Source organism: Brenneria populi, from assembly GCF_036016195.1.
GTDB lineage: Bacteria > Pseudomonadota > Gammaproteobacteria > Enterobacterales > Enterobacteriaceae > Brenneria > Brenneria populi.
In genome coordinates, this window is sequence record NZ_JAYWTM010000006.1 from 193,714 (window position 1) to 212,812 (window position 19,099).

Here is a 19,099-nt window from a genome sequence, read left to right on the forward strand (position 1 = left end):
TATGTTCCGCCGGCGCGTGCCGTCAACGCTCCACCCAGCCCAGCGTACGGCGGGCGAACGCATCGCGCAGCAGCGGCAGATTATTCATGGTCATCAGGCCCAGATTGCGCCCAATCTCTAATGCGCCGTAGCGGTTGGCGAACAGCCTGACCAGACCGTCGGTGATCGCCACCGTGGCCTGCCGATCGGGCTGGCGGCGCTGCTGGTAACGGCTGAGCACCGCATAGTCGCCCAGATCCTGCCGCCTGTTCGCCGCGTCGACCAGAGTTTCCGCCAGCGACATCACATCGCGCAGTCCCAGATTGAACCCTTGTCCGGCGATCGGGTGCAGCGTTTGCGCCGCGTTGCCCACCAGCGCCAGCCGGTGATGGACGTGCTGATTGGCCGTCAGCAGGCGCAGGGGATAGCTGCGGCGTTCGCCGATGTGGGTAAAGGCGCCCAGACGCCAGCCGAACGCCAGTTGCAGCCGACGGCGAAATTCGGCCTCGCTCCAGCTATCGACGTGAGCCTGCTCGTTTTCTTCATGACACCAGACCAGCGCGCTGCGCCCGTGGTTCATCGGCAACAGCGCCAGCGGCCCGTGGGGGGTGAAGCGTTCGAACGCCCGCCCCTGATGCGCTTCGGCGGTGGCGACGTTGGCGATGACGGCGATCTGCTGGTAATCCTGACGCCGCCATTCGATGCCGCAGGCGCGCGCCAGACCGGAAAGCGAACCGTCGGCGGCGACCAGCAGCTGGCCCGTCAGCGTTGCGCCGTTGTCCAGCGTCAGCGTGGCGTCGCTGCGCGTGCGCGCGACGTCGACCACCTGCGCCGGGCAGTGCAGACGAACGCCCGGCGCCTGTTGCAATAATGAAAATAGCCGCTGTCCGGCCTCGTGCAGTTCAACCACATGGCCCAGCGCCGGCACGCGATAGTCCGACGCTTTCAGATTAACGACGCCGGCATGGCCGCGGTCGCTGACGTGTATCCGGGTTATCGGTTCGGCGCAGTCCGCTAGCGCCTGCCAGACGCCGATGTTTGCCAACTGTCGGCAGGTGCCCGCCGCCAGGGCGATCGCGCGCGCGTCGAACCCCGGATGCCGGCGATCGCGCGGCGATCGGGCTTCAATCAGCTCAACCGGCACTTTCCCTTGTGAAAGCCTCGCTATCGCCAGAGCCAGCGTCGCGCCGGCCATGCCGCCTCCGACAATCATTACCGTCATATTTCGTTGTCCGTCCGTTACCTTGCAAACCGCCGGCGCGTCGGCCGCCCGGCGTTATCCGGCCGCTTGCGCCATCAAGGCTTCAATGGCGTCGGCGTCTTTGACTACGCCCGCCGTCAGATTTTCATTACCGTTTTCGGTGATTAAAATATCATCTTCAATACGGATGCCGATGCCCCGGTATTGGTGCGGCACGTTGGCGTCGGGCGCGATATAGAGGCCGGGCTCCAGCGTAACCACCATGCCCGGTTCGAGTGGGCGGCCGCGGTCGGTCGAGCCATAATCGCCGACATCGTGCACATCCAGCCCAAGCCAGTGTCCCAATCCGTGCATAAAGAACTGGCGATGCGCCTGTTCGGCGATCAACTGCTCCATCTCGCCTTTCATGATCCCCAGCTCAACCAGCCCGGCAACCATCACCCGCACCACTTCCTGATTGATTTCGCGGATGCTGCGGCCGGGAGCGTAGAGCGCCAGCGCCCTGTACTGAGAAGCCAGCACGATGTCGTAGATCGCCCGCTGCGGCGCGGTGAATTTGCCGTTGACCGGGAAGGTTCGGGTGATATCCCCGGCGTATCCCTGATATTCGCAGCCGGCGTCAATCAGCACCAGATCGCCGTCGCGCATCCGGGATTCATTTTCCGTGTAGTGCAGAATGCAGGCGTTATCGCCGCTGCCGACGATGGTATTGTAAGAGGGATAGCGCGCGCCGTGGCGGGTAAACTCATGGTGAATTTCCCCTTCCAACTGATATTCAAACATGCCGGGACGGCAGGTTTGCATGGCGCGCGTATGGGCCAGCGCGGTGATCTCGCCCGCGCGCCGCATAACGTCAATTTCCGCCGGCGATTTGAACAGGCGCATCTCATGCACCCACGGGCGCCAGTCCGTCAGCGTCGGCGGAGCGACGAGGCCCAGGCGCGTCCCGTTACGCAGCGTCTCCAGCGCGGAGAACACCAGTTTATCGGCATAATCGTATTGCCCCTGCGCGTGATAGACGACGTCCAGGCCGTTCAGCAGGACATGCAGCTGAGCGCCGATATCGTCGAAAGGCAGCGCGCGGTCAACGCCCAGGGCGGCGGGCGCGGCCTCTTGCCCAAGACGGCGGCCGAACCAGATTTCCGCCGTCAGGTCGCGAACCCGGTTGAAGATCACGCTGTGGTGGTGTTTTTCATCGCTTTTGACCAGCAGCAGCACGGCTTCCGGTTCGTTAAAACCGGTGAAATACCAGAAATCGCTGTTTTGGCGGTAAGGGTACTCGCTGTCGGCGTTGCGCGCGGCGACGGGCGCCGCAAATATTATCGCGGCACTGGCGGGAGCCATTTTCTCCAGCAGTGTCTGACGACGGCGAAGGAATTCTTGTTGGTTCATTTCCCGCTCCTGAAAATATTCCGTCTCGTTTACTCGCTTACGCCCGGCATCAACGGAATTAATGCAGCGTCGGTTTCTTCTGTTCCGGGGCGATAATCTGCGGGCTCATAAATTCGTTATGGCACAGAATGGCTGAAATGCGGACATATTCGATGACTTCTTCAAGAGACTGCTCCAGCTCTTCCTGATCCTCATCTTCGTCATAGCCCAACTGGGCGATATTGCGTAAATCGTCGATCGCTTCCTTCAATTCGCCCTGCGCTTTACTCAGCCGGGGCTGAACCACGCCTAATCCCAGCAGAAAGTGGTTTACCCAGCCCGACAACGCATCCGCCCGGTCGAACACCGTTACCGACTCGTCGCTATCGTCCGGTAGAAAGAGTTGAAACATAAAGCCCTCATCTTCGAGCGTTTCCCGCGTGGTTTGATACAGGTGCTGGAGGGGCTGGGAAAGCGTCTGCGGAAAGGCCAATCCTTCGTTGGTCAGCTCGAAAATCAGGGTCTTCCAGCTTTCGTCATGGTTGCCGCCGCACAGCATGCCGCTGATCAGGCCATGCATCTCTGCGGCGGTTAATGCCACCTGCTGCTGGCGCAGCAGCTGGTCAATGGCTTCATAGCCTGGAAACGTATTCTCTATAGACATGCGCATTCGTCATCGTTGGCAGGGTTAGTTCATGTTATGCTACCACCAAGCTCCATGGGTATACCAGAAAGGGCTTGTATCTTATATTGGGGATATATATAGTGACGCCCGCTTTAACCGACCGCTGCCAGGCAGCGCGGGATTTATCCTATGCGGGCGCGAAAATGAGATAAGGCAGGAAGGTGGTATGTCTGCACAACCAGTAGATATTCAGATTTTTGGCCGTTCGTTAAGAGTCAACTGTCCGCCAGAGCAGCAGGACGCGTTGAACCAGGCCGCGGAAGATCTTAACCAGCGGTTGCAAGATCTTAAAGTTCGCACTAGAGTCACCAACACAGAGCAACTGGTGTTCATCGCCGCGCTGAATGTGTGCCATGAACTGGCGCAGGAACGGACTAAAACCCGTGACTATGCGGCCAACATGGAGCAGCGTATCCGTATGCTGCAGCAGACTATCGAACAGGCATTGTTGGAGCAGGGCCGCATCACCGATCGTCAGGGCGCTCCGTTTGAGTAACGTCTGGTTTTGATGAAAGTACAGTGTTCTTAAGCGATAAGACGTGATAAGGTTTATCGCGAGTAACGAATAAAATTTCTCTGAGATGTTTGTCAGCGGGCCAGTCCCCTGAGCCGATATTTCAAACCAATAGAATGTAACGCTCCGCAGTTGGTGAGCATGCTCGGTTAGCCCGAGAAGCCTTAAGACCGCGACGTTATGTTCACCTTGAACCAAGGGTTCAAGGGTTACAGCCTGCGGCGGCATCTCGGAGATTCCCTTTCTTTTTCTTTGCCATCAATCGCGGCGATCGCCTCCATTACTTATGCAGCCGATGTCATCATCCTCCCCAGCGCTTTCCTCCGTCCGGCTTCGTCAGCAGATACGTCAGGATGTGCGCCGGCGTCGTCGCCAAATCGGCGCCGAGCAACAGGCGCTGTTCGCGCAACAAGCGCTGGAGCGGGCGTCCGCGCATCAGAAAATACGCGATGCGGAAACCATCGCGGTGTTTTTATCTTTCGACGGCGAGCTGGATACCGGGCCGTTGATTCAGCAGTTCTGGCGGCAGGGAAAACGGGTTTATCTGCCGGTTTTGCACCCTTTCAGCGCGGGGAATCTGCTGTTCCTGCGCTATGCGCCGGATAGCGAGCTGGTGTTGAACCGGCTGAAGATTTTAGAGCCGCGTATTGACGTCCGGCAGGTTCTACCCCTGCAACGGCTGGATGTGCTGCTGACGCCGCTGGTGGCGTTCGACGATCGGGGGCAGCGCCTGGGGATGGGCGGCGGCTTCTATGACCGAACCTTACGGCACCGGACGCCGCGCGGCCCTTATCCCATCGGCCTGGCGCATGACTGCCAGCGGGTCGACGCCCTGCCCGTGGAGAGCTGGGATATCCCGCTGCCGGAAATCATTACCCCTTCGCGCTGTTGGCGCTGGTGATATCGTGCCCCAGCATGCGCTGCACCAGTTCAACGCAGCGTAGAAAACGCGCGTCGTAATCCGACTCTTCGACGTGAACGTAACGGATATCGTTTTCCGTCAGCATGCTTTTCAGCAGGTTCTGAAACTCCTTGCGCGCGGCGGCGCTGCCCAGGCTGCGCAGTCCGTCCGCGACCCACGGCGTGTTGTTTTCCAGCAGAATAACCAGATCGAAGCGGTATTCATCGATAAGCGCCTGGACGAACGGGTGTTCGCGGCCTTCGTACTTTTTGCAGAACGCCTGCGTGGTAACGAAATCGGTATCGATAAAAGCCACTTTATTGGCGTATTTTACTGCGAAATCAATATATTGAGCCTGGCCCAGCGCGATTTTGTCATAATCGGAATATTGCAGGGCCATTTCGTCGCCCCCCAGGTGGGAAAACACGTAGTCCCGGCCATATTCCCAGGCGCTGGTGGTGTTGAAGATGTTCGCCAGCTTGTTGACCAGGGTGGATTTGCCGCTGGATTCGCCGCCTAAAATAGCGACGGTACGCACAAAGAAGGGTTTAACTTCGGTCGGGATGTAGTCCCAGTAGCGGAAAGGATCGTGACGGATCTGCGACCCGCTGATGTTCATAAATGAGCGTTTGGGATCGACCAATACCGTTTCGATCGCCAAATGTTCGCGGTACTGCGGCGCATCCTGCTCTTCGCTGGTATAGACGAAATTGGGCTGGATGCCTTTTTCCTGCATAAACGCCTGTATTCCCTTGCTCCATACGTCCCAGCCGTGCGGATAAGGCTCCATGCCTTCCTCATTAAACGCATGAATGCGGATATTTTTCTGATATTTAAAGGTTTGCAATAGCCAGCGCAGGCGGTCGCTGACGGTGGGCTGCTGCGACATCGAACTGTTGTCGAACAGCAGACGGTCGCGGGATTCGTCATAGCCGAGAATGACGTGCAGCTCGTCAACCTGGCTGCAGGCGCGCTGGATAAGATAAATATGTCCGGTATGCAGCGGATAAAACTTGCCGAATACCACGCCAATCTTTTTTTCGTAGCGGGGAAATTCAAGACCGAGGAAACGGTGCAGAGCCTCAAGTTTCTGCGCGCTGGGGCTTTTTATTTTGGCGTTAAGTAACTGGCTGAGATACCCCTTGGTCATATCCGTCGCATCGGCGACCTGTTGCAGGGTACATCCTTTTTTGCGGATAGCGGATTTCAGATAATCGAATGATGACATTTGCCGACGCTCCTGTTTAGCATACTAAACAACATACCACAGAGCGCCGCCGCCTGCTGATAAAAGTTTGCCATCATCTGGTGGGGGAAACTTTTATAAATCGTTAAGAATATCCAGCGCGTCGGCCAGCTTTTTGACGCCGAAAACCTGCATATTGGCCGGCGGTTTCTTCGGCATATTGGCATGGGGCACGATGGCGCGTTTAAAACCATGTTTGGCCGCCTCGGCGATACGCTCTTGCCCGCTGGGCACCGGGCGGATTTCGCCCGCCAGCCCCACTTCGCCGAACACCACCAGATCCTGCGGCAGCGGGCGATCGCGCAGGCTGGAGACCAGCGACAGCAATAACGCCAGATCGGCGCTGGTCTCCGTCACCTTGACGCCGCCGACTACGTTGACGAACACATCCTGATCCGACATCTGCAAACCGCCGTGACGATGCAGCACGGCCAACAGAATGGCCAGGCGGTTTTGCTCCAGCCCGACCGCCACCCGGCGCGGGTTGGACATCATGGATTGATCCACCAGCGCCTGGATCTCCACCAGCAGCGGGCGCGATCCTTCCCACACCACCATCACCGAACTGCCGGAGGTGACTTCGTCGCCGCGGCTGAGGAAAATGGCGGACGGGTTGCTGATTTCGCGCAGCCCCTGTTCGGTCATGGCGAATACGCCCAGCTCGTTAACCGCGCCAAAGCGGTTTTTATGGCTGCGCAGGGTGCGAAAACGGGAGTCGGCGTCGCCGTCCAGCAGCACGGAACAGTCGATGCAGTGCTCCAGCACTTTGGGGCCGGCCAGCGAGCCGTCTTTGGTGACGTGGCCGACCATAATGATGGCCACGCCGCGCGTTTTGGCGAAGCGGGTGAGGTAGGCGGCGGTTTCCCGCACCTGCGCCACGCTGCCGGGGGACGACTGAATATCGGCAAGATGCATCACCTGAATCGAGTCGATCACCATCAGTTTCGGCTGTTCCTGCTCGGCTATCAGGCAGATCTGCTCGATGCTGGTTTCCGAGAGCATGTTCAGGTTGTGGGCGGGCAAGCCGAGGCGATGCGCGCGCATCGCCACCTGTTGCAGCGACTCCTCGCCGGTGACGTACAGAGTTTTCATCTGTTCGGACAGTTTGCACAGCGTTTGCAGCAGCAGGGTGCTTTTACCCGCGCCGGGGTTGCCGCCGATCAGAATCGCGCTGCCCGGCACCACGCCGCCGCCCAGCACCCGGTCGAACTCCTGAAAGCCGGTGGAGAAGCGCGGCAACGCCTCCAGGCTGATTTCCGACAGCTTTTGCACCCGGCTGACGCCGGCGCTCTCGCCGGCGTAGCCGGTCAGGCGATCGACGCGCGCGGACGAGGGGGCCGCGGCCAGACGAACTTCGGTAATGGTGTTCCAGGCATGGCACGCGCTGCACTGCCCCTGCCAGCGCGGGTAGTCCGCTCCGCATTCATTACATACAAAGGCGCGTTTGACTGCTTTTGCCACGGGTGACCTCGGTTGAATTAACGTTTTTCGTGCCGCATGCTGCCGCTGAGGATACACAGCACGCCGGTTAGATCGGCATGACGAATCGTCACCGCCGATTGCTCATTGACTTTGGGCTTGGCGTGATAGGCGATGCCCAGGCCCGCACTCTTGATCATCAACAGATCGTTGGCGCCGTCGCCGATGGCGACGGTCTGCTCCATGGGAATATCCAGCTTTTCCGCCAGCTGACGCAGCGTGGCCGCTTTGTATTTCGCATCAACGATCGGGCCGATGACTTCACCGGTCAGTTTACCCTCCTGCATGCCCATTTCGTTGGCGACGGCGGCGACCAGGCCCAGCTTTTTCTTCAGATGATCGGCGAAATAGGTGAACCCGCCTGAGGCGATGGCCACATGCCAGCCCGCTTCCTGCAGCTGTCCGACCATGTCGACCAGTCCCGGCATCAGCGGCATTTTTTGGCGCACTTTCAGCAGGATATCGGCATCGGCGCCTTTTAATGTGCCCACGCGCTGGCGCAGGCTGGCGGCAAAATCCAGCTCGCCGCGCATCGCCCGTTCGGTGACTTCGGCGACCAACTCGCCGGTGCCGGCCAGCCTGGCGATTTCATCGATACACTCGATTTGGATCGCCGTGGAATCCATATCCATCACCAGCAAACCGGGGGCGCGCAGGGTGGGAGCATTACGCATCGCGGCGGCATCCACCCCCAGCTCGTGCGCGATCTTCGCCGCCCGCGGCGTCAGCGTGCCCGCCAGTCGAACAACCTGATAATCGCCCACATTCCAGGCGCTGACAATCACCATCGCCGCGCCCAGGCGGCGCTGGTAACGGGAAAGCAAATTTTTATCAAGCGCGTCGCCGTACAACAGCCAGCCGGTATCGCCGGCGCGGTAATCGAGCGGCATGACTTCGTTGCCGCTTAGCGATAGCGGCAGTCCGGGCCAGCGGTTAATCTCATCCGGGAGGTCGCGATAGGTCAGACTATTCGACATGGGGCAGTTCCTCTACTGACGGTAATAGTGCGCGGCCGGGCGCCGAAAATTCGACTGTGCATGCGTCGCCGCAAATATATCGGCCGGAAAACAGGGCAACAAGCTATCCTATCGTCGGCGCTTCTGGCAACATAAAGTATCCAATTCGCGTAAGGATTCTCATGGTTCGGGCCCGGGTAAAATTCCGTCTGCATCGCACAGCCATTGTGTTGATTTGCCTAACTCTGCTGGTGATTTTGATGCAGGGAGCGTCCTATTTCAGCCTCAGCCATCAGATGGCGCGTTCCGAGCAGGTCGAAGAGCTGGCGCGCACCCTGACCAGACAGGTGGCGTTCAGCCTCTCCCCCCTGATGGAGAGCGCGGATGACAACAGTCAGAAAATCAACGAGATCCTTAAGCAGCTTACCGACCGCAGCCGTATTTTGGACGCCGGCATTTATCAGCAGGACGGTTCGCTGGTGGCGCGCGCCGGCGAGCAGGTGCAGATGCGCGATCGGCTGGCTTTGGACGGCAATCGGGTCGGCAGTTATTTTAACCATCAACTGGTGCAGCCGATTGAGGGAAAGGACGGCCCGATAGGCTTTCTGCGCGTCACGCTCGACACCCATGTGCTGGCGACTGAAGCCAAACAGGTGGATAACACCACTAATATTCTGCGCTTAATGATCCTGCTGTCGCTGGCCATCGGCATTATTCTCACCCGTACGCTGCTGCAGAACCGACGCACCCGCTGGCAGCAGTCCCCTTATCTGCTGACCGCCAGCACGCCGTTAAAGGAAGAAGATGGCGATGACGCGGAAAATAGCCCCGGCGCGGACGGCGGCGGGCGCTAAGGCGTCAGGGCTGACGCGCCGTTTCCGCGTCTTGGCCCTCGGAAGGCCCCGCGCCCGTGTGCAACAAGGCCGGATCGCCCAGCGTACAATGACGCAGCGGACGTATGCAGGAGGCCAGCAGCAGGCATAATAGCGCGGCGGCGGCGCCGAATGACAAAATGCCCGCCGCCGGCGCCAATATTTTTCCTATCGCGCCCAGCCCCAACGCGCCGATTGAATCGCCGGTTACGTCCTGCGCGGTTCCCAGGCTGTTTACCCGCCCCAGCAGACGATCCGGCGTATGGCTTTGGATAAGGGTAAACTGCAGCAGCGAGGCGATCGCGTTTAGGTAACCGTAGCATATCAGCGCGCACAGGGCGGGAATGATATGTCCCGCCAGCCCGAGCGCGGCCACGGAGAGAAACGCGCCGATGGCGCATCCCGATAGGATCCGCCCCGGGCGCCGAACCCGCGCGACCCAGCCGCTGGTGAAGGCCCCCAGCATGGCGCCGAGAGGAACCGCGGAATACATCAGCCCGACGGCGGACGGCCCGGCGTGGTAAACATCATTGGCCAGCGCGGGGAAGAGCACGCGCATGGCGCCGACGATGCTTACCAGCATGCCGATCAGCACCACGCTGCCGACGATTTTATGCGCGCAGACAAATGCGATCCCGCCGGCCAGCGCGCGCAGCGGATGCTCCCCCTGCCGCTGTTCCGGCCTCATGGCCGGCAAACGCGCCAGCGGGAGCAGGGTGGCCAAGGTTCCCACGGCGGCCACGGCGAAATTCCAGCCCACGCCGCCGGCCACGATAATGACCCCGCCCAGCGCCGGCGACAAAATGGCGCCAAGCCTGACGGTCAGTATGCTTAGCGCGCCCGCGGCGGGAAGGTTTTCGCGTCCCACCAGCAGCGGGATCGCCGCCATCAGCGCCGTCATGCCCAACGCGCCGAAAAAACCGTCCCAGGCCGCCAGCGCATAGAGCGCTATCAGCGACGGCGCGTCGGCAAAGGCGTTGAGGCTCAGCGCGACGAAACCCAGCCCGCAGGTGGCGCGGGCGAACAGGATCAGCCTGCGGCGATCGAAGCGATCCGCTAGCACGCCGCCCAGTATCAGCCCCACGAACATGCCGACGCCGTCCAGGGCGACGGCGAGTCCCACCTGCAGCGTGGAGCCGGTCATGGTTTGGATCTGCACCGGCACCCCGACGTTCAGCATGCCGAGCGCAAAGACCGATAGCATACGGGCGACGAAGATCGCCCGGAAAGGCTTATTGTCTTTCAGCAAGCTGAAATCAAGCAGAATGGATGATTTAGCCATGGTTTTCCTTACCGCCCTCTTTTATCGCGGCCGGCTGCGGACATGCTGACAACAGCCGGTTCAACTGCGGCCCCAGGCGCGTCAATGACGCCGGCGACAGAATATCGGCATGTTCGCAAGGCTGCGGATAGGCCGTCAGCGCGTCGACATAGGGCGCCCAGGCGGCGGATACGTCCATCCCGGCCGGCAGCGTGCGCGTGGCGACAAACAGCGCGGCCGCGCCCGCGTAACGCGGGGTGGCGGCGCCCGATAGCAAACGCACCGCATCCTTATAGTTGGCGACGATGCTGTCGAACATCGCCGCTTTTTCAACCCGTAGCTGCGGGTCGGACTCCTCTTCCGTCGCCGCCATAAAGGCGGCCTGTTCATGCGCCACCTCCCGGCGTGCCTCCTGGTCGCTGGGGCCGGTCCAGTCCTGCCCTTCCGGCGGATAGGTATCCAGCAGACCGAGGAACGCCACCCTTTGTCCCGCCTGCTGCAGCCGCGCGGCGATCCCCTGCGCCAGCGTGCCGCCCAGCGAATAGCCCAGCAGCAAATACGGCCCCTGCGGCTGAATACGCCGGATCGCCGCCAGATGATGCTCGCACATCGCCGCCACATCATGACAGCGGGCAATCGCCCCCTGCGGGCGCGGCGATTGCAGCCCGACTATCGGATAGTCGCCGTCAAGGTAACGCAGCAGGCCGGCATACTGCCAGGCGAAGCCGGAGGCCGGATGCAGGCAGAACAGCGTCGGACCCGCGCCCGCGCGCAACGGCATGATTTCGCCCATCCCCCGGCTTTCCGCCGAGTCGGCGCTCTGCTGACCGTCGAGCAGCGCCGCGATGTTTTCAACGCTGCGCGCCGCCATGATCTGGCCGATGCTCAGCGGCCGATGCCGATGACGGCGAATTTCCGCCGCCAGGCGCATCGCCAGCAGCGAGTGGCCCCCCAGCGCAAAGAAATCCTCATCGGCGAACACCGTTTCCCGTTCGAGAATCTCGGCAAACAGTGAAGCCAGCAGGCGCTCGGTGGCCGACGCCGGCAGGCGTCCGCTCTCCCGCTGAATTTGCGGCTCCGGCAGCGCCTTACGGTCCAGTTTGCCGTTGGCGCTGAGGGGGAATTCGCGTATCGGCACATAGCGGACCGGCAGCATGTGGGCGGGCAGCCGCTGCGCCAGCGCCTGGTGCAGATTATCGGTATCCAGCTCGACGCCCGCCTGCGGGATAACCCAGGCGACCAGTTGGCGCGCGTCGGCCCCGGCCAGCGAGGCGCGGCCCAGGCTGCGGGCGCAGACCGCCGCCCGCATAACGCCCGGCAGCGCCAGCAAGGCCTGTTCTATCTCCCCGAGTTCGATGCGCTGGCCGCGGATTTTCAACTGGTCGTCGCTGCGCCCGAGGTATTCCACCGCGCCGTCGTCAAGCCAGCGGGCGATATCCCCGGTACGGTACATCCGCTCCCCTACGGCGAAGGGATCGGCGACAAACCGGGCGGCGGTCAGGTCGGGGCGGCGCAGATAGCCCTGCGCCAACTGAACGCCGCAGAGGTATAAGTCGCCGGCCACGCCCACCGGCGCCGGGCGCAGGTAGGCGTCCAGAATGCGCAGTTGGGTATTCCACACCGGCAGGCCGATAGGCACGCCGGGCGCTTGAATGCGCGCCAGCGCGTCGCCTGAGGCCGGCTGATAGGTGACGTCGACCGCGGCTTCCGTCGGGCCGTACAAATTGTGCAGCGGCGCGGCGATCAGAGCCTGGTAGTCGAGCGCCAGCTCCCGCGACAGCGCTTCGCCGCTGCAGAATACCCGCCGCAGGCTGCCGCAGCCGATCTGACGGCGCGCCGCCAGCGCGCTCACCCAGGCCGCCAGCATCGAGGGCACGAAATGCAGCGTGGTGACCGCATAGTCGTCGATCAACCGCCGCAGCGCATCGGGGTCGCGGTGCGCGTCCGGCGGCGCCATCACCAGGCTTGCGCCGGTCATCAGCGGCCAGAAAAACTCCCATACCGATACGTCAAAGCTACAGGGGGTTTTTTGCAGCACCACGTCGTCGTCGCCAAGGCGGTAGCTCTCCTGCATCCATCGCAGGCGGTTGACGATGGCCTGATGGCTGACCACCACCCCTTTGGGGCGCCCGGTCGAGCCGGATGTGTAGATAACATAGGCGGCCTGCCGGGGATCGACCCTGACATCGGGCGCGCTCGGCGGTTGGCGTTCATCGGCCAGATGGTCCAGCAACAGCAGCGGCGCCAGCGGCGCAAAACGAGCTTGCAGCCCGCTTTCCGTAACGATCAGACGCGGTTCGGCGTCGTTCACCATCAGCGCCAGCCGTTCGTCGGGGTAGCCGGTATCCAGCGGCAGCCATGCCGCGCCGGCTTCCAGGATAGCCTGTAGCGACAGACTGAGCCGCACCGAACGCGGCAGGGCGACCGCCACAATATCGCCCGTCTTCACCCCGGCGGCGATCAGGCGATCCGCCAGCAGTCGTACCTGCGCGCGCATCTGGCGATAGGTGAGCCGGTGCCGGCGATCCTGCAGCGCTACGCGCTCGGGCGTGAGGCGGGCCTGTTCGGCTACCGCCTGGTGCAGGGTGCCCGGCGGTAGCGGACGTTCGGTCCGGTTGACCGCCGCGATCAGCGCCTGTTCTTCCGGCGTCTGCAGCCGCCAGGCGGCGAGCGGCAGATCCGCCTGACGCGCCAGCTGTTCCAGCAACATCATCAGTCGCTGCGCCAGCCGCTGCGGATGCGCCACGCCGTCGCGATACTCCATCAGCAGGCGCAGACGTTCGCCCGGCAACACCAGCAGGGTCAGCGGATAGTGGGTATAGCCGCGGTTGTTGACGCGGGCGCAGCGCAGCGCGGTCTTTTCGCCGTCGGCGATGCCGCGATCGGGGTAATTCTCCACCACCAGCAGCGTATCAAACAGCGTGCCGGCGCCGGCCAGCCGCTGGATTTCACCCAAGCCCAGATTGTCATATTCAATCAGCTGAATTTGTCGGGACTGCAGTTCGGCGAGCTGGTCGAGAAGCGGTCGGTCGGGGACGAAGGTTACGCGTACCGGCAGCGTATTGCTGAATAGCCCGACGTGCTGCTCCAGTCCTTCGATCTGGCCCAGGCGGCCCGATACCGGCGCGCCGAAAATCACATCGTTGGATCCGCTGTAGCTGGCGAGCAGTAGGCCCCAGATCCCCTGCATCAGGGTATTGAGCGTCAGGCCGCGCCGCCGGCAGAGCTGCGTCAACGCCTGCTCCAGCCGGGGCTCCGGCAGCAGCTCCAGCTCATGAACCGCGCCGTCGCGCGTCCGTTCGCCGAACAGCAGCGTCGGCCTGACGCCGCGCAGCGCCTCCCGCCAGCGCCGGCGGGCGCTCTCGGCGTCCCGCTCCGCCAATTGACGCACGACCTGCGCATAGCTGACCCGGCGCGTTTCCAGCGCGTCTTTCCCCTGATGCAGCAGGGTAAACAGGTCGCGCAGCAATATCGGCGTCGACCAGCCGTCCGCCACCAGATGGTGAATATTGAGAAACAGCGTATGGCGCGACGATGCGCCGTGCGTTATCAGCAACGCGTGCAGCATCGCCTGCGGCTGATGGAACAGGTCGCGCGCCAGTTCGTTTTTTTCCAGCGCCAGCAGCGCGTCGGCTTCAGCCTGCGGCGACAGCGCGGGCAGCGTCTGCGCATCCAACGGCCAGTAGTTTTGGTCATCGCGCAGCAGAGGCAGCAACTGCAGCGGCGTCTGCGTCAGTTCGCTATCGAAACGCGCCGTCAACTGCGGATGACGGCGGACCAGGCTCTCCAGCGCCTGTCTGGTCCGCGCGGCGTCGAGCGGCCCCTCCAGCGACAAACGCGTTACCGAGTTATAGCTGCCGGTGCCGGCGGCGAGCTGGGCATGGAACAACAGCCCCTGCTGCAGCGGCAACGCCGGCAGTACCGCCGCCAGCGGGCCGTGTGCCTGCCGCAGCCGCAGCAGATGCTCATCCGTTATTCCTTCTATCGATTCCGCCGCCACCAGCGTATCCGCCGCCTGCGCGGGATAATTGCGGGCAAAGTCCGCCAGCGTTTCCACGGCTTGCGCCAGATGCCGGTGCAGCGCATCGATCTCCTGTTCGGCGAAGATGCCGTCGGCCCATCCCCAGCGGACCGCCAGACGCGGCGCGGACGACTGTTCATCGACAAAAATATTGATTTCCAGCGCGTAGCCAAGCGGCGTTTGCTCCTCCTGCGCCACGGCGAATGCGTCACGGAAATGGCGCTTCGTGCGCTGTGGGGTCCACAGTCCGTTTCCGCCGCCGAAGCGCCCCAGGTAGTTGAACAGAATTTCAGGCGCATGCTGACGCGCCAGCGCCGGCAGCGGGTTGGCGTCGGCGTTATCCAGATAATGCAGTACGCCGTAGCCAATGCCGCGATCCGGGATGGCGCGCAGCACGCGTTTGACCGCCCGCACTATCTGCGGCGGGGTGTCGTCCGCGCTTGCCGGCCAGGTCATCAGCACGGGATACTCCGCCGTCAGCCAGCCAAGGGTACGGGAGAGATCCAGGCTATTCGCCACGTCCGCCCGCCCGTGCGATTCAAGCATCACGCGCAGCCGAGAGACGCCGTAATGGCGCTGACAGGCTAGCCCCAGCGCGGCGAGCAGCATCTCCTCCGTTCCGGCCCGGTAGCGTTGCGGCAGCGATGTCAGCAGCGCCGCGCTGGGGGCGGCATCGAGCAATAGCCGTTTTTCCCGCTGAGTCCGTTGGCGATCCCGGGCGGCGTCCAGCGGCCTGCGCCCCAATAAAGGCAGCGGCGCCTGCAACATTGACCGCCACAGCGGCAGTTCGGCCCGGCGTCGCGGAACGTCCGCCAGCAGCCAGGAGGACCAGTCATGCAGCGACGCGGTTTCCGGCGCCGGGGCGATGGCCTGTCCGGCTAGGGCCGCTTCCGCCGCCTGGCGTAACGCGGGCAGCAGTATGCGCCATGAGACGCCGTCCACCGCCAGATGGTGAATGACCATCACCAGCGCGCACGACTGGTTTTCCCGCTGCAGCAGCACGGCTTGCATCATCACGCCCGCCGCCGGCTGCAGTTGTTCCAGCGCCGCTTCAAAGGCGCGTTCGGCGCCGTCGGCGAGATCGCCCGTGATGCGCCAGACTTCGCAACGTGGCGGCCGGGCGGCCGGCGGCCGTTCGCCGACGATCAGGCGATTGTCCCGGGTAAAGGCCGCCAGCGCCGGATACGTGGCGCTCAGCGCCGCCAGCGCCTGTTCTAGATGGGTTGACCGCAAGGCCGCCGGAACGGGCAGGAAGACGCCGTGGGCGAAACGCCGGTTGATCCCCTGTTCGGCGAACCAGCGTAGTATGGGCAAACCGTCAATCGGGCCGCGCTGCGGGGAGCCGGGCGCGCGCGCCGGCGCCGATAGCGGCGCCATGGCCGCCGCCATGCGCGCCGGGGTGCGCCGGGCGAAAATATCCTTCGGGCGTAGCTGCCAGCCCTCTCGCCGCAGCAGCGTGCCCAGTCCCATGGCGGAGATGCTGTCGCCGCCGCTGGCGAAAAAGTCATCGTCGGCGCCGATGCGCGCCAGCCCCAGCAGCGCGGCGATGGAGCGGCAGAGCAATGTTTCCCGCGCGCCTTGCGGCTCCCGGCTCAGGCGCTGCTGCACCGGCTGAGGCGCGGGCAGCGCCTGACGATCGATCTTGCCGTTCACCGTCAGGGGGAATTCCTCCAGCGTCACCAACACCGACGGCACCATATAATCCGGCAGTTGCGCGGCGAGCTGTTCCAACAGGCGCGATGAGAGATCCGGCTGTTCGCGCCGCGCGGCGTCGGGCACGCAGCAATAGCCGATTAAACGGTGGGTCGCCCCGACGGATTCGGCGATCGCCACGGCGGCGCTAACGTCCGGCAAGGCGGCCAGCGCATTTTCCACTTCGCCCAATTCAACGCGGAAACCGCGGATCTTAATCTGGTGATCTGCCCGGCCGATAAAGGCCAGTTGACCGTCGCTGCGCCAGCGCATCAAATCCCCGGTGCGGTACATCACCTCGCCGGAGCGAAACGGATTGGCCACAAAGCGGGCGGCGGTCAGGTCCGGGCGGCGCAGATAGCCGCGCGCGATGCCCGGTCCGGAAATATAGAGTTCACCCGCCACGCCCGGCGGCACCGGCTGTAAACGCCGATCCAGCAGCCAGACATCGGTATTGGCCACCGGGCGGCCGATAACCGGCTGGGCGGCGCTTTGGATATCGGCGCCCAGCGTATCAATGGTGTATTCCGACGGGCCGTAATAGTTATGGATCGCCATATCCGACTGTTGCCGCATTAACCGCCATAGCCGCGGGGTGGCGGCTTCGCCGCCGATCATGATGAAAGCGGGCCGAGGCGCGTCCGGCTCCAGCAGCCCGCTGTCGATCATCTGAGAAAAGAAAGAGGGGGTAACGTCCATCAGATCGACGGGCGTTTGCCGCAGATGTTGCACCAGCGCCCAGGCGTCGCGCCGCAGCTCCTCGTTGAATATGTACAGCTCACAGCCCAGGATCAGGCAGAACAGCGGCTCCCAGGAGGAGTCGAAGGAGAACGAGGCGGTATGGCCCGCGCGCAGGCGGCGGCCGCAGCGGCGGGAAAAGGCGTCTATCGCCGGACCGAACAGGAAGGCGGCGTGTGACGCCAGCAGATTCAGCAATCCGCCGTGGGTGCTCATCACCCCTTTGGGCCGTCCGGTCGATCCGGAGGTGTAAATCATATAGGCCAGATGTTCGCCGCGCAGCGCTTCCCGACGTTCCGCGTCGCGTACGGGCGCCGCCGACATCCCGCGGCAGGCGGCCTGCGTCTCGGCGTCATCCAGACAGAGCGTCTGCGGCAGTTCCGGCATCCGCTCGACAACAGTCCGGTGGGTCAGCAGAAGCGCCGGGCGGGCATCCGCGCACATCAGCGCCAGGCGTTCGCGCGGATAATCCAGATCCAGCGGCATATAGGCCGCGCCGCTGGCCAGTACGCCGAAGATCGCCACCAGCGAATCCGTTGAACGGGGAATGCCGACGGCCACCACCTCTTCGGCGCCCAGCCCGCGCGCCATCAGCACCCGCGCCAGCCGCATAACGCGCTCGGCCAGCGCTCGATAGCTCAGGCTCTCCTCGCCGCAGCGCACCGCCACGGCGTCCGGCTGCGTTTCCACCTGGCGCAGCAGGCTGTCCACCACGGATACCGCGCCGTCCGGCATCGCCAGGCGCGGTCCGCTGGCCCAGCGCGCCATCCGCCGCCGCTCGTCGTCGCTCACCAGAGAGAATTCATCGATAGGCCGTCGGGGCTGTCGCAGCAGCTGTTTCAGCAGATAATCAATGCGTTCCGCGTGCCATTGCAGAGTTTGCGCGTCATAGCGCTCGGGGTTGGCGGTCAACGTCAGATGCAGCTCGCCGTCGCCGACGCCGAGTTCAAACTCCAGATCGTCCACCGGCCCCATCGCCAGCGTATGGGTAATGGCCGCGGCGCCGTCCGGCTCCAGCGCCGCGTTATATACTTTAACGTTGATGACCGGTCCGTACAGCTCTTCGCCGCCGCCCACCCGGCCGAGATCGCGGCGTAGCTGTTCCGCGTCGTAACGCTGGTGGCGGCGTACAGTCTTGATTTCTTCAAGCAACGCTAGAGTGGTTTCGGCCAGCGTGATGTCCGTGCGCAGGGTCAGTTGGAGCGGCAGTACGTTCACCACCGGGCCGATGGCGCACAGCGCCGCCGATCCCATACGGCGCATAAAGGGGAAGCCCACGGACAGGCGCGGCTCGCCGCTCATGCGGTACAGATAGATATAGAGCGCCGCCGTCACGATTTCCGCCGGCTGCGCCCGCGCCATATCCTCATCCGCGGCGAGCGCATCAAACGGCGACAGGGCCAGGCTTAGCCTGTGGCGCAGCGTTCGCGCGCCCTGCGGCGCCGGGCCGCAGACGTCGCCGGCCAGCGAGACCGGGGCCGGTAAGTCGCGGGCGTGCTCTTGCCAGAATGCCGCCGCCCGCCGGCAGGCGGCGGAAGCGCGCCAGGTCTGATATTCGTCGACCACCTGGCTGAATGGCGTAAAGGGCGTGTCGCCGGGGGAGCGCCCGTTACGCAGGGCGTTGTAGATCGCCACGATGCGCCGGGTCAGCGCGTCAAAACTGAAGCCGTCCAGCATCAGATGATGGAATCGCTGATACCAAAACCAGCGCTCCGGCCGCGCGGATACCCGCATGATCACCTGGCGATACAGCGGGCGGGCGCCGTCGGCGGGCAGATCGCTTGCCAGATCGTCCTGCATCAGGGCATGGGCGGTATCTTCGCCCGCCGCGCTGACATCCAGCCATTCCGGCGCGTTGACCTGCCGCGCCGAGGCGCGGCGGGGAAGGCGTTGCACCGGCGTTTCCGATTCGTTCAGGCAGAAACGGGCATGTACCGTATCGGCTTCGGACAGCCCCTGGCGTATCGCCGCATCCAGGCAATCGCGATCCACCGGGCCGCGCAGTTCGATAACGTGGGCGACGGTAAACGCATTGCGCCGGTTGGCGATCTGTTCGGCGAACCAGATGCCGGGCTGGGCCGCCACCAGCGGCAGCTCCTGAAAATCCGCCTGTATTTCAGACGCTAATTCTGTTTCTGACACGCTCTCCTCCTTGCTGTACGAACGGGAAAGACGACCATGGG

The 19,099-nt window shown here is 63.2% G+C and carries 11 protein-coding genes and 1 other RNA gene; 4 read left to right on the forward strand and 8 right to left on the reverse strand.

Annotation, left to right across the window (positions count from 1 at the left end; translation table 11 throughout):
- Window positions 1-22: 22 nt before the first annotated feature.
- Genes ubiH through VSX58_RS08390 form a run of 3 tightly spaced genes read right to left on the reverse strand, consistent with a single transcriptional unit; the run spans window position 23 to window position 3,215 of the window.
- The gene (gene ubiH / locus VSX58_RS08380; protein WP_327617687.1) at window positions 23-1,201 is read right to left on the reverse strand and encodes a 2-octaprenyl-6-methoxyphenyl hydroxylase; all 1,179 of its coding nucleotides are present in this window, start codon (window positions 1,199-1,201) and stop codon (window positions 23-25) included.
- 54 nt (window positions 1,202-1,255) lie between these two features.
- Window positions 1,256-2,572, reverse strand: a complete 1,317-nt coding sequence (gene pepP / locus VSX58_RS08385) for a Xaa-Pro aminopeptidase (RefSeq protein ID WP_327617688.1) — start codon at window positions 2,570-2,572, stop codon at window positions 1,256-1,258.
- A gap of 58 nt (window positions 2,573-2,630) precedes the next feature.
- Entirely contained in the window at window positions 2,631-3,215 is a 585-nt protein-coding gene (locus VSX58_RS08390) for a YecA/YgfB family protein (RefSeq protein WP_327615153.1), read from the reverse strand.
- Window positions 3,216-3,402: 187 nt separating this feature from the next.
- Here VSX58_RS08390 and zapA point away from each other — a divergent pair, with 187 nt between their 5' ends.
- From zapA to VSX58_RS08405, 3 genes are all read left to right on the forward strand, one after another.
- Window positions 3,403-3,732, forward strand: a complete 330-nt coding sequence (zapA, locus tag VSX58_RS08395) for a cell division protein ZapA (protein ID WP_327615152.1) — start codon at window positions 3,403-3,405, stop codon at window positions 3,730-3,732.
- Between the two features lie 74 nt (window positions 3,733-3,806).
- Window positions 3,807-3,990: non-coding RNA, 6S RNA (ssrS, locus tag VSX58_RS08400), on the forward strand.
- A 46-nt stretch (window positions 3,991-4,036) separates the two neighbouring features.
- Window positions 4,037-4,651 carry a 5-formyltetrahydrofolate cyclo-ligase gene (locus VSX58_RS08405; protein ID WP_327617689.1) on the forward strand — a complete coding sequence of 205 codons (615 nt, stop codon included), beginning with the start codon at window positions 4,037-4,039 and terminating at the stop codon, window positions 4,649-4,651.
- Here the strand turns inward: VSX58_RS08405 and nadR are convergent.
- The 3 genes from nadR to serB all read right to left on the reverse strand — a co-directional run bounded on the left by nadR (window position 4,623) and on the right by serB (window position 8,353).
- Window positions 4,623-5,879 carry a multifunctional transcriptional regulator/nicotinamide-nucleotide adenylyltransferase/ribosylnicotinamide kinase NadR gene (gene nadR, locus VSX58_RS08410; RefSeq protein ID WP_327617690.1) on the reverse strand — a complete coding sequence of 419 codons (1,257 nt, stop codon included), beginning with the start codon at window positions 5,877-5,879 and terminating at the stop codon, window positions 4,623-4,625. The genes VSX58_RS08405 and nadR overlap by 29 nt on opposite strands.
- Window positions 5,880-5,972: 93 nt before the next feature.
- On the reverse strand, window positions 5,973-7,358 hold the full coding sequence (radA, locus tag VSX58_RS08415) for a DNA repair protein RadA (RefSeq protein ID WP_327615149.1): 1,386 nt from the start codon (window positions 7,356-7,358) through the stop codon (window positions 5,973-5,975).
- A 17-nt stretch (window positions 7,359-7,375) separates the two neighbouring features.
- Window positions 7,376-8,353, reverse strand: a complete 978-nt coding sequence (serB, locus tag VSX58_RS08420) for a phosphoserine phosphatase (protein ID WP_327615148.1) — start codon at window positions 8,351-8,353, stop codon at window positions 7,376-7,378.
- Window positions 8,354-8,514: 161 nt separating this feature from the next.
- Here serB and VSX58_RS08425 point away from each other — a divergent pair, with 161 nt between their 5' ends.
- Complete coding sequence (locus VSX58_RS08425; RefSeq protein WP_327617691.1) at window positions 8,515-9,186, forward strand: YtjB family periplasmic protein; 672 nt, start codon at window positions 8,515-8,517, stop codon at window positions 9,184-9,186.
- 4 nt (window positions 9,187-9,190) lie between these two features.
- Here VSX58_RS08425 and entS read toward each other — a convergent pair whose 3' ends face one another.
- Both entS and VSX58_RS08435 read right to left on the reverse strand, forming a co-directional pair.
- Window positions 9,191-10,486 carry an enterobactin transporter EntS gene (gene entS / locus VSX58_RS08430; RefSeq protein WP_327617693.1) on the reverse strand — a complete coding sequence of 432 codons (1,296 nt, stop codon included), beginning with the start codon at window positions 10,484-10,486 and terminating at the stop codon, window positions 9,191-9,193.
- Window positions 10,479-19,058: a non-ribosomal peptide synthetase gene (locus VSX58_RS08435; protein ID WP_327617694.1), complete on the reverse strand. Its 8,580-nt coding sequence runs from the start codon at window positions 19,056-19,058 to the stop codon at window positions 10,479-10,481. Before VSX58_RS08435 ends, entS begins: the two co-directional genes overlap by 8 nt.
- Window positions 19,059-19,099 lie beyond the last annotated feature (41 nt).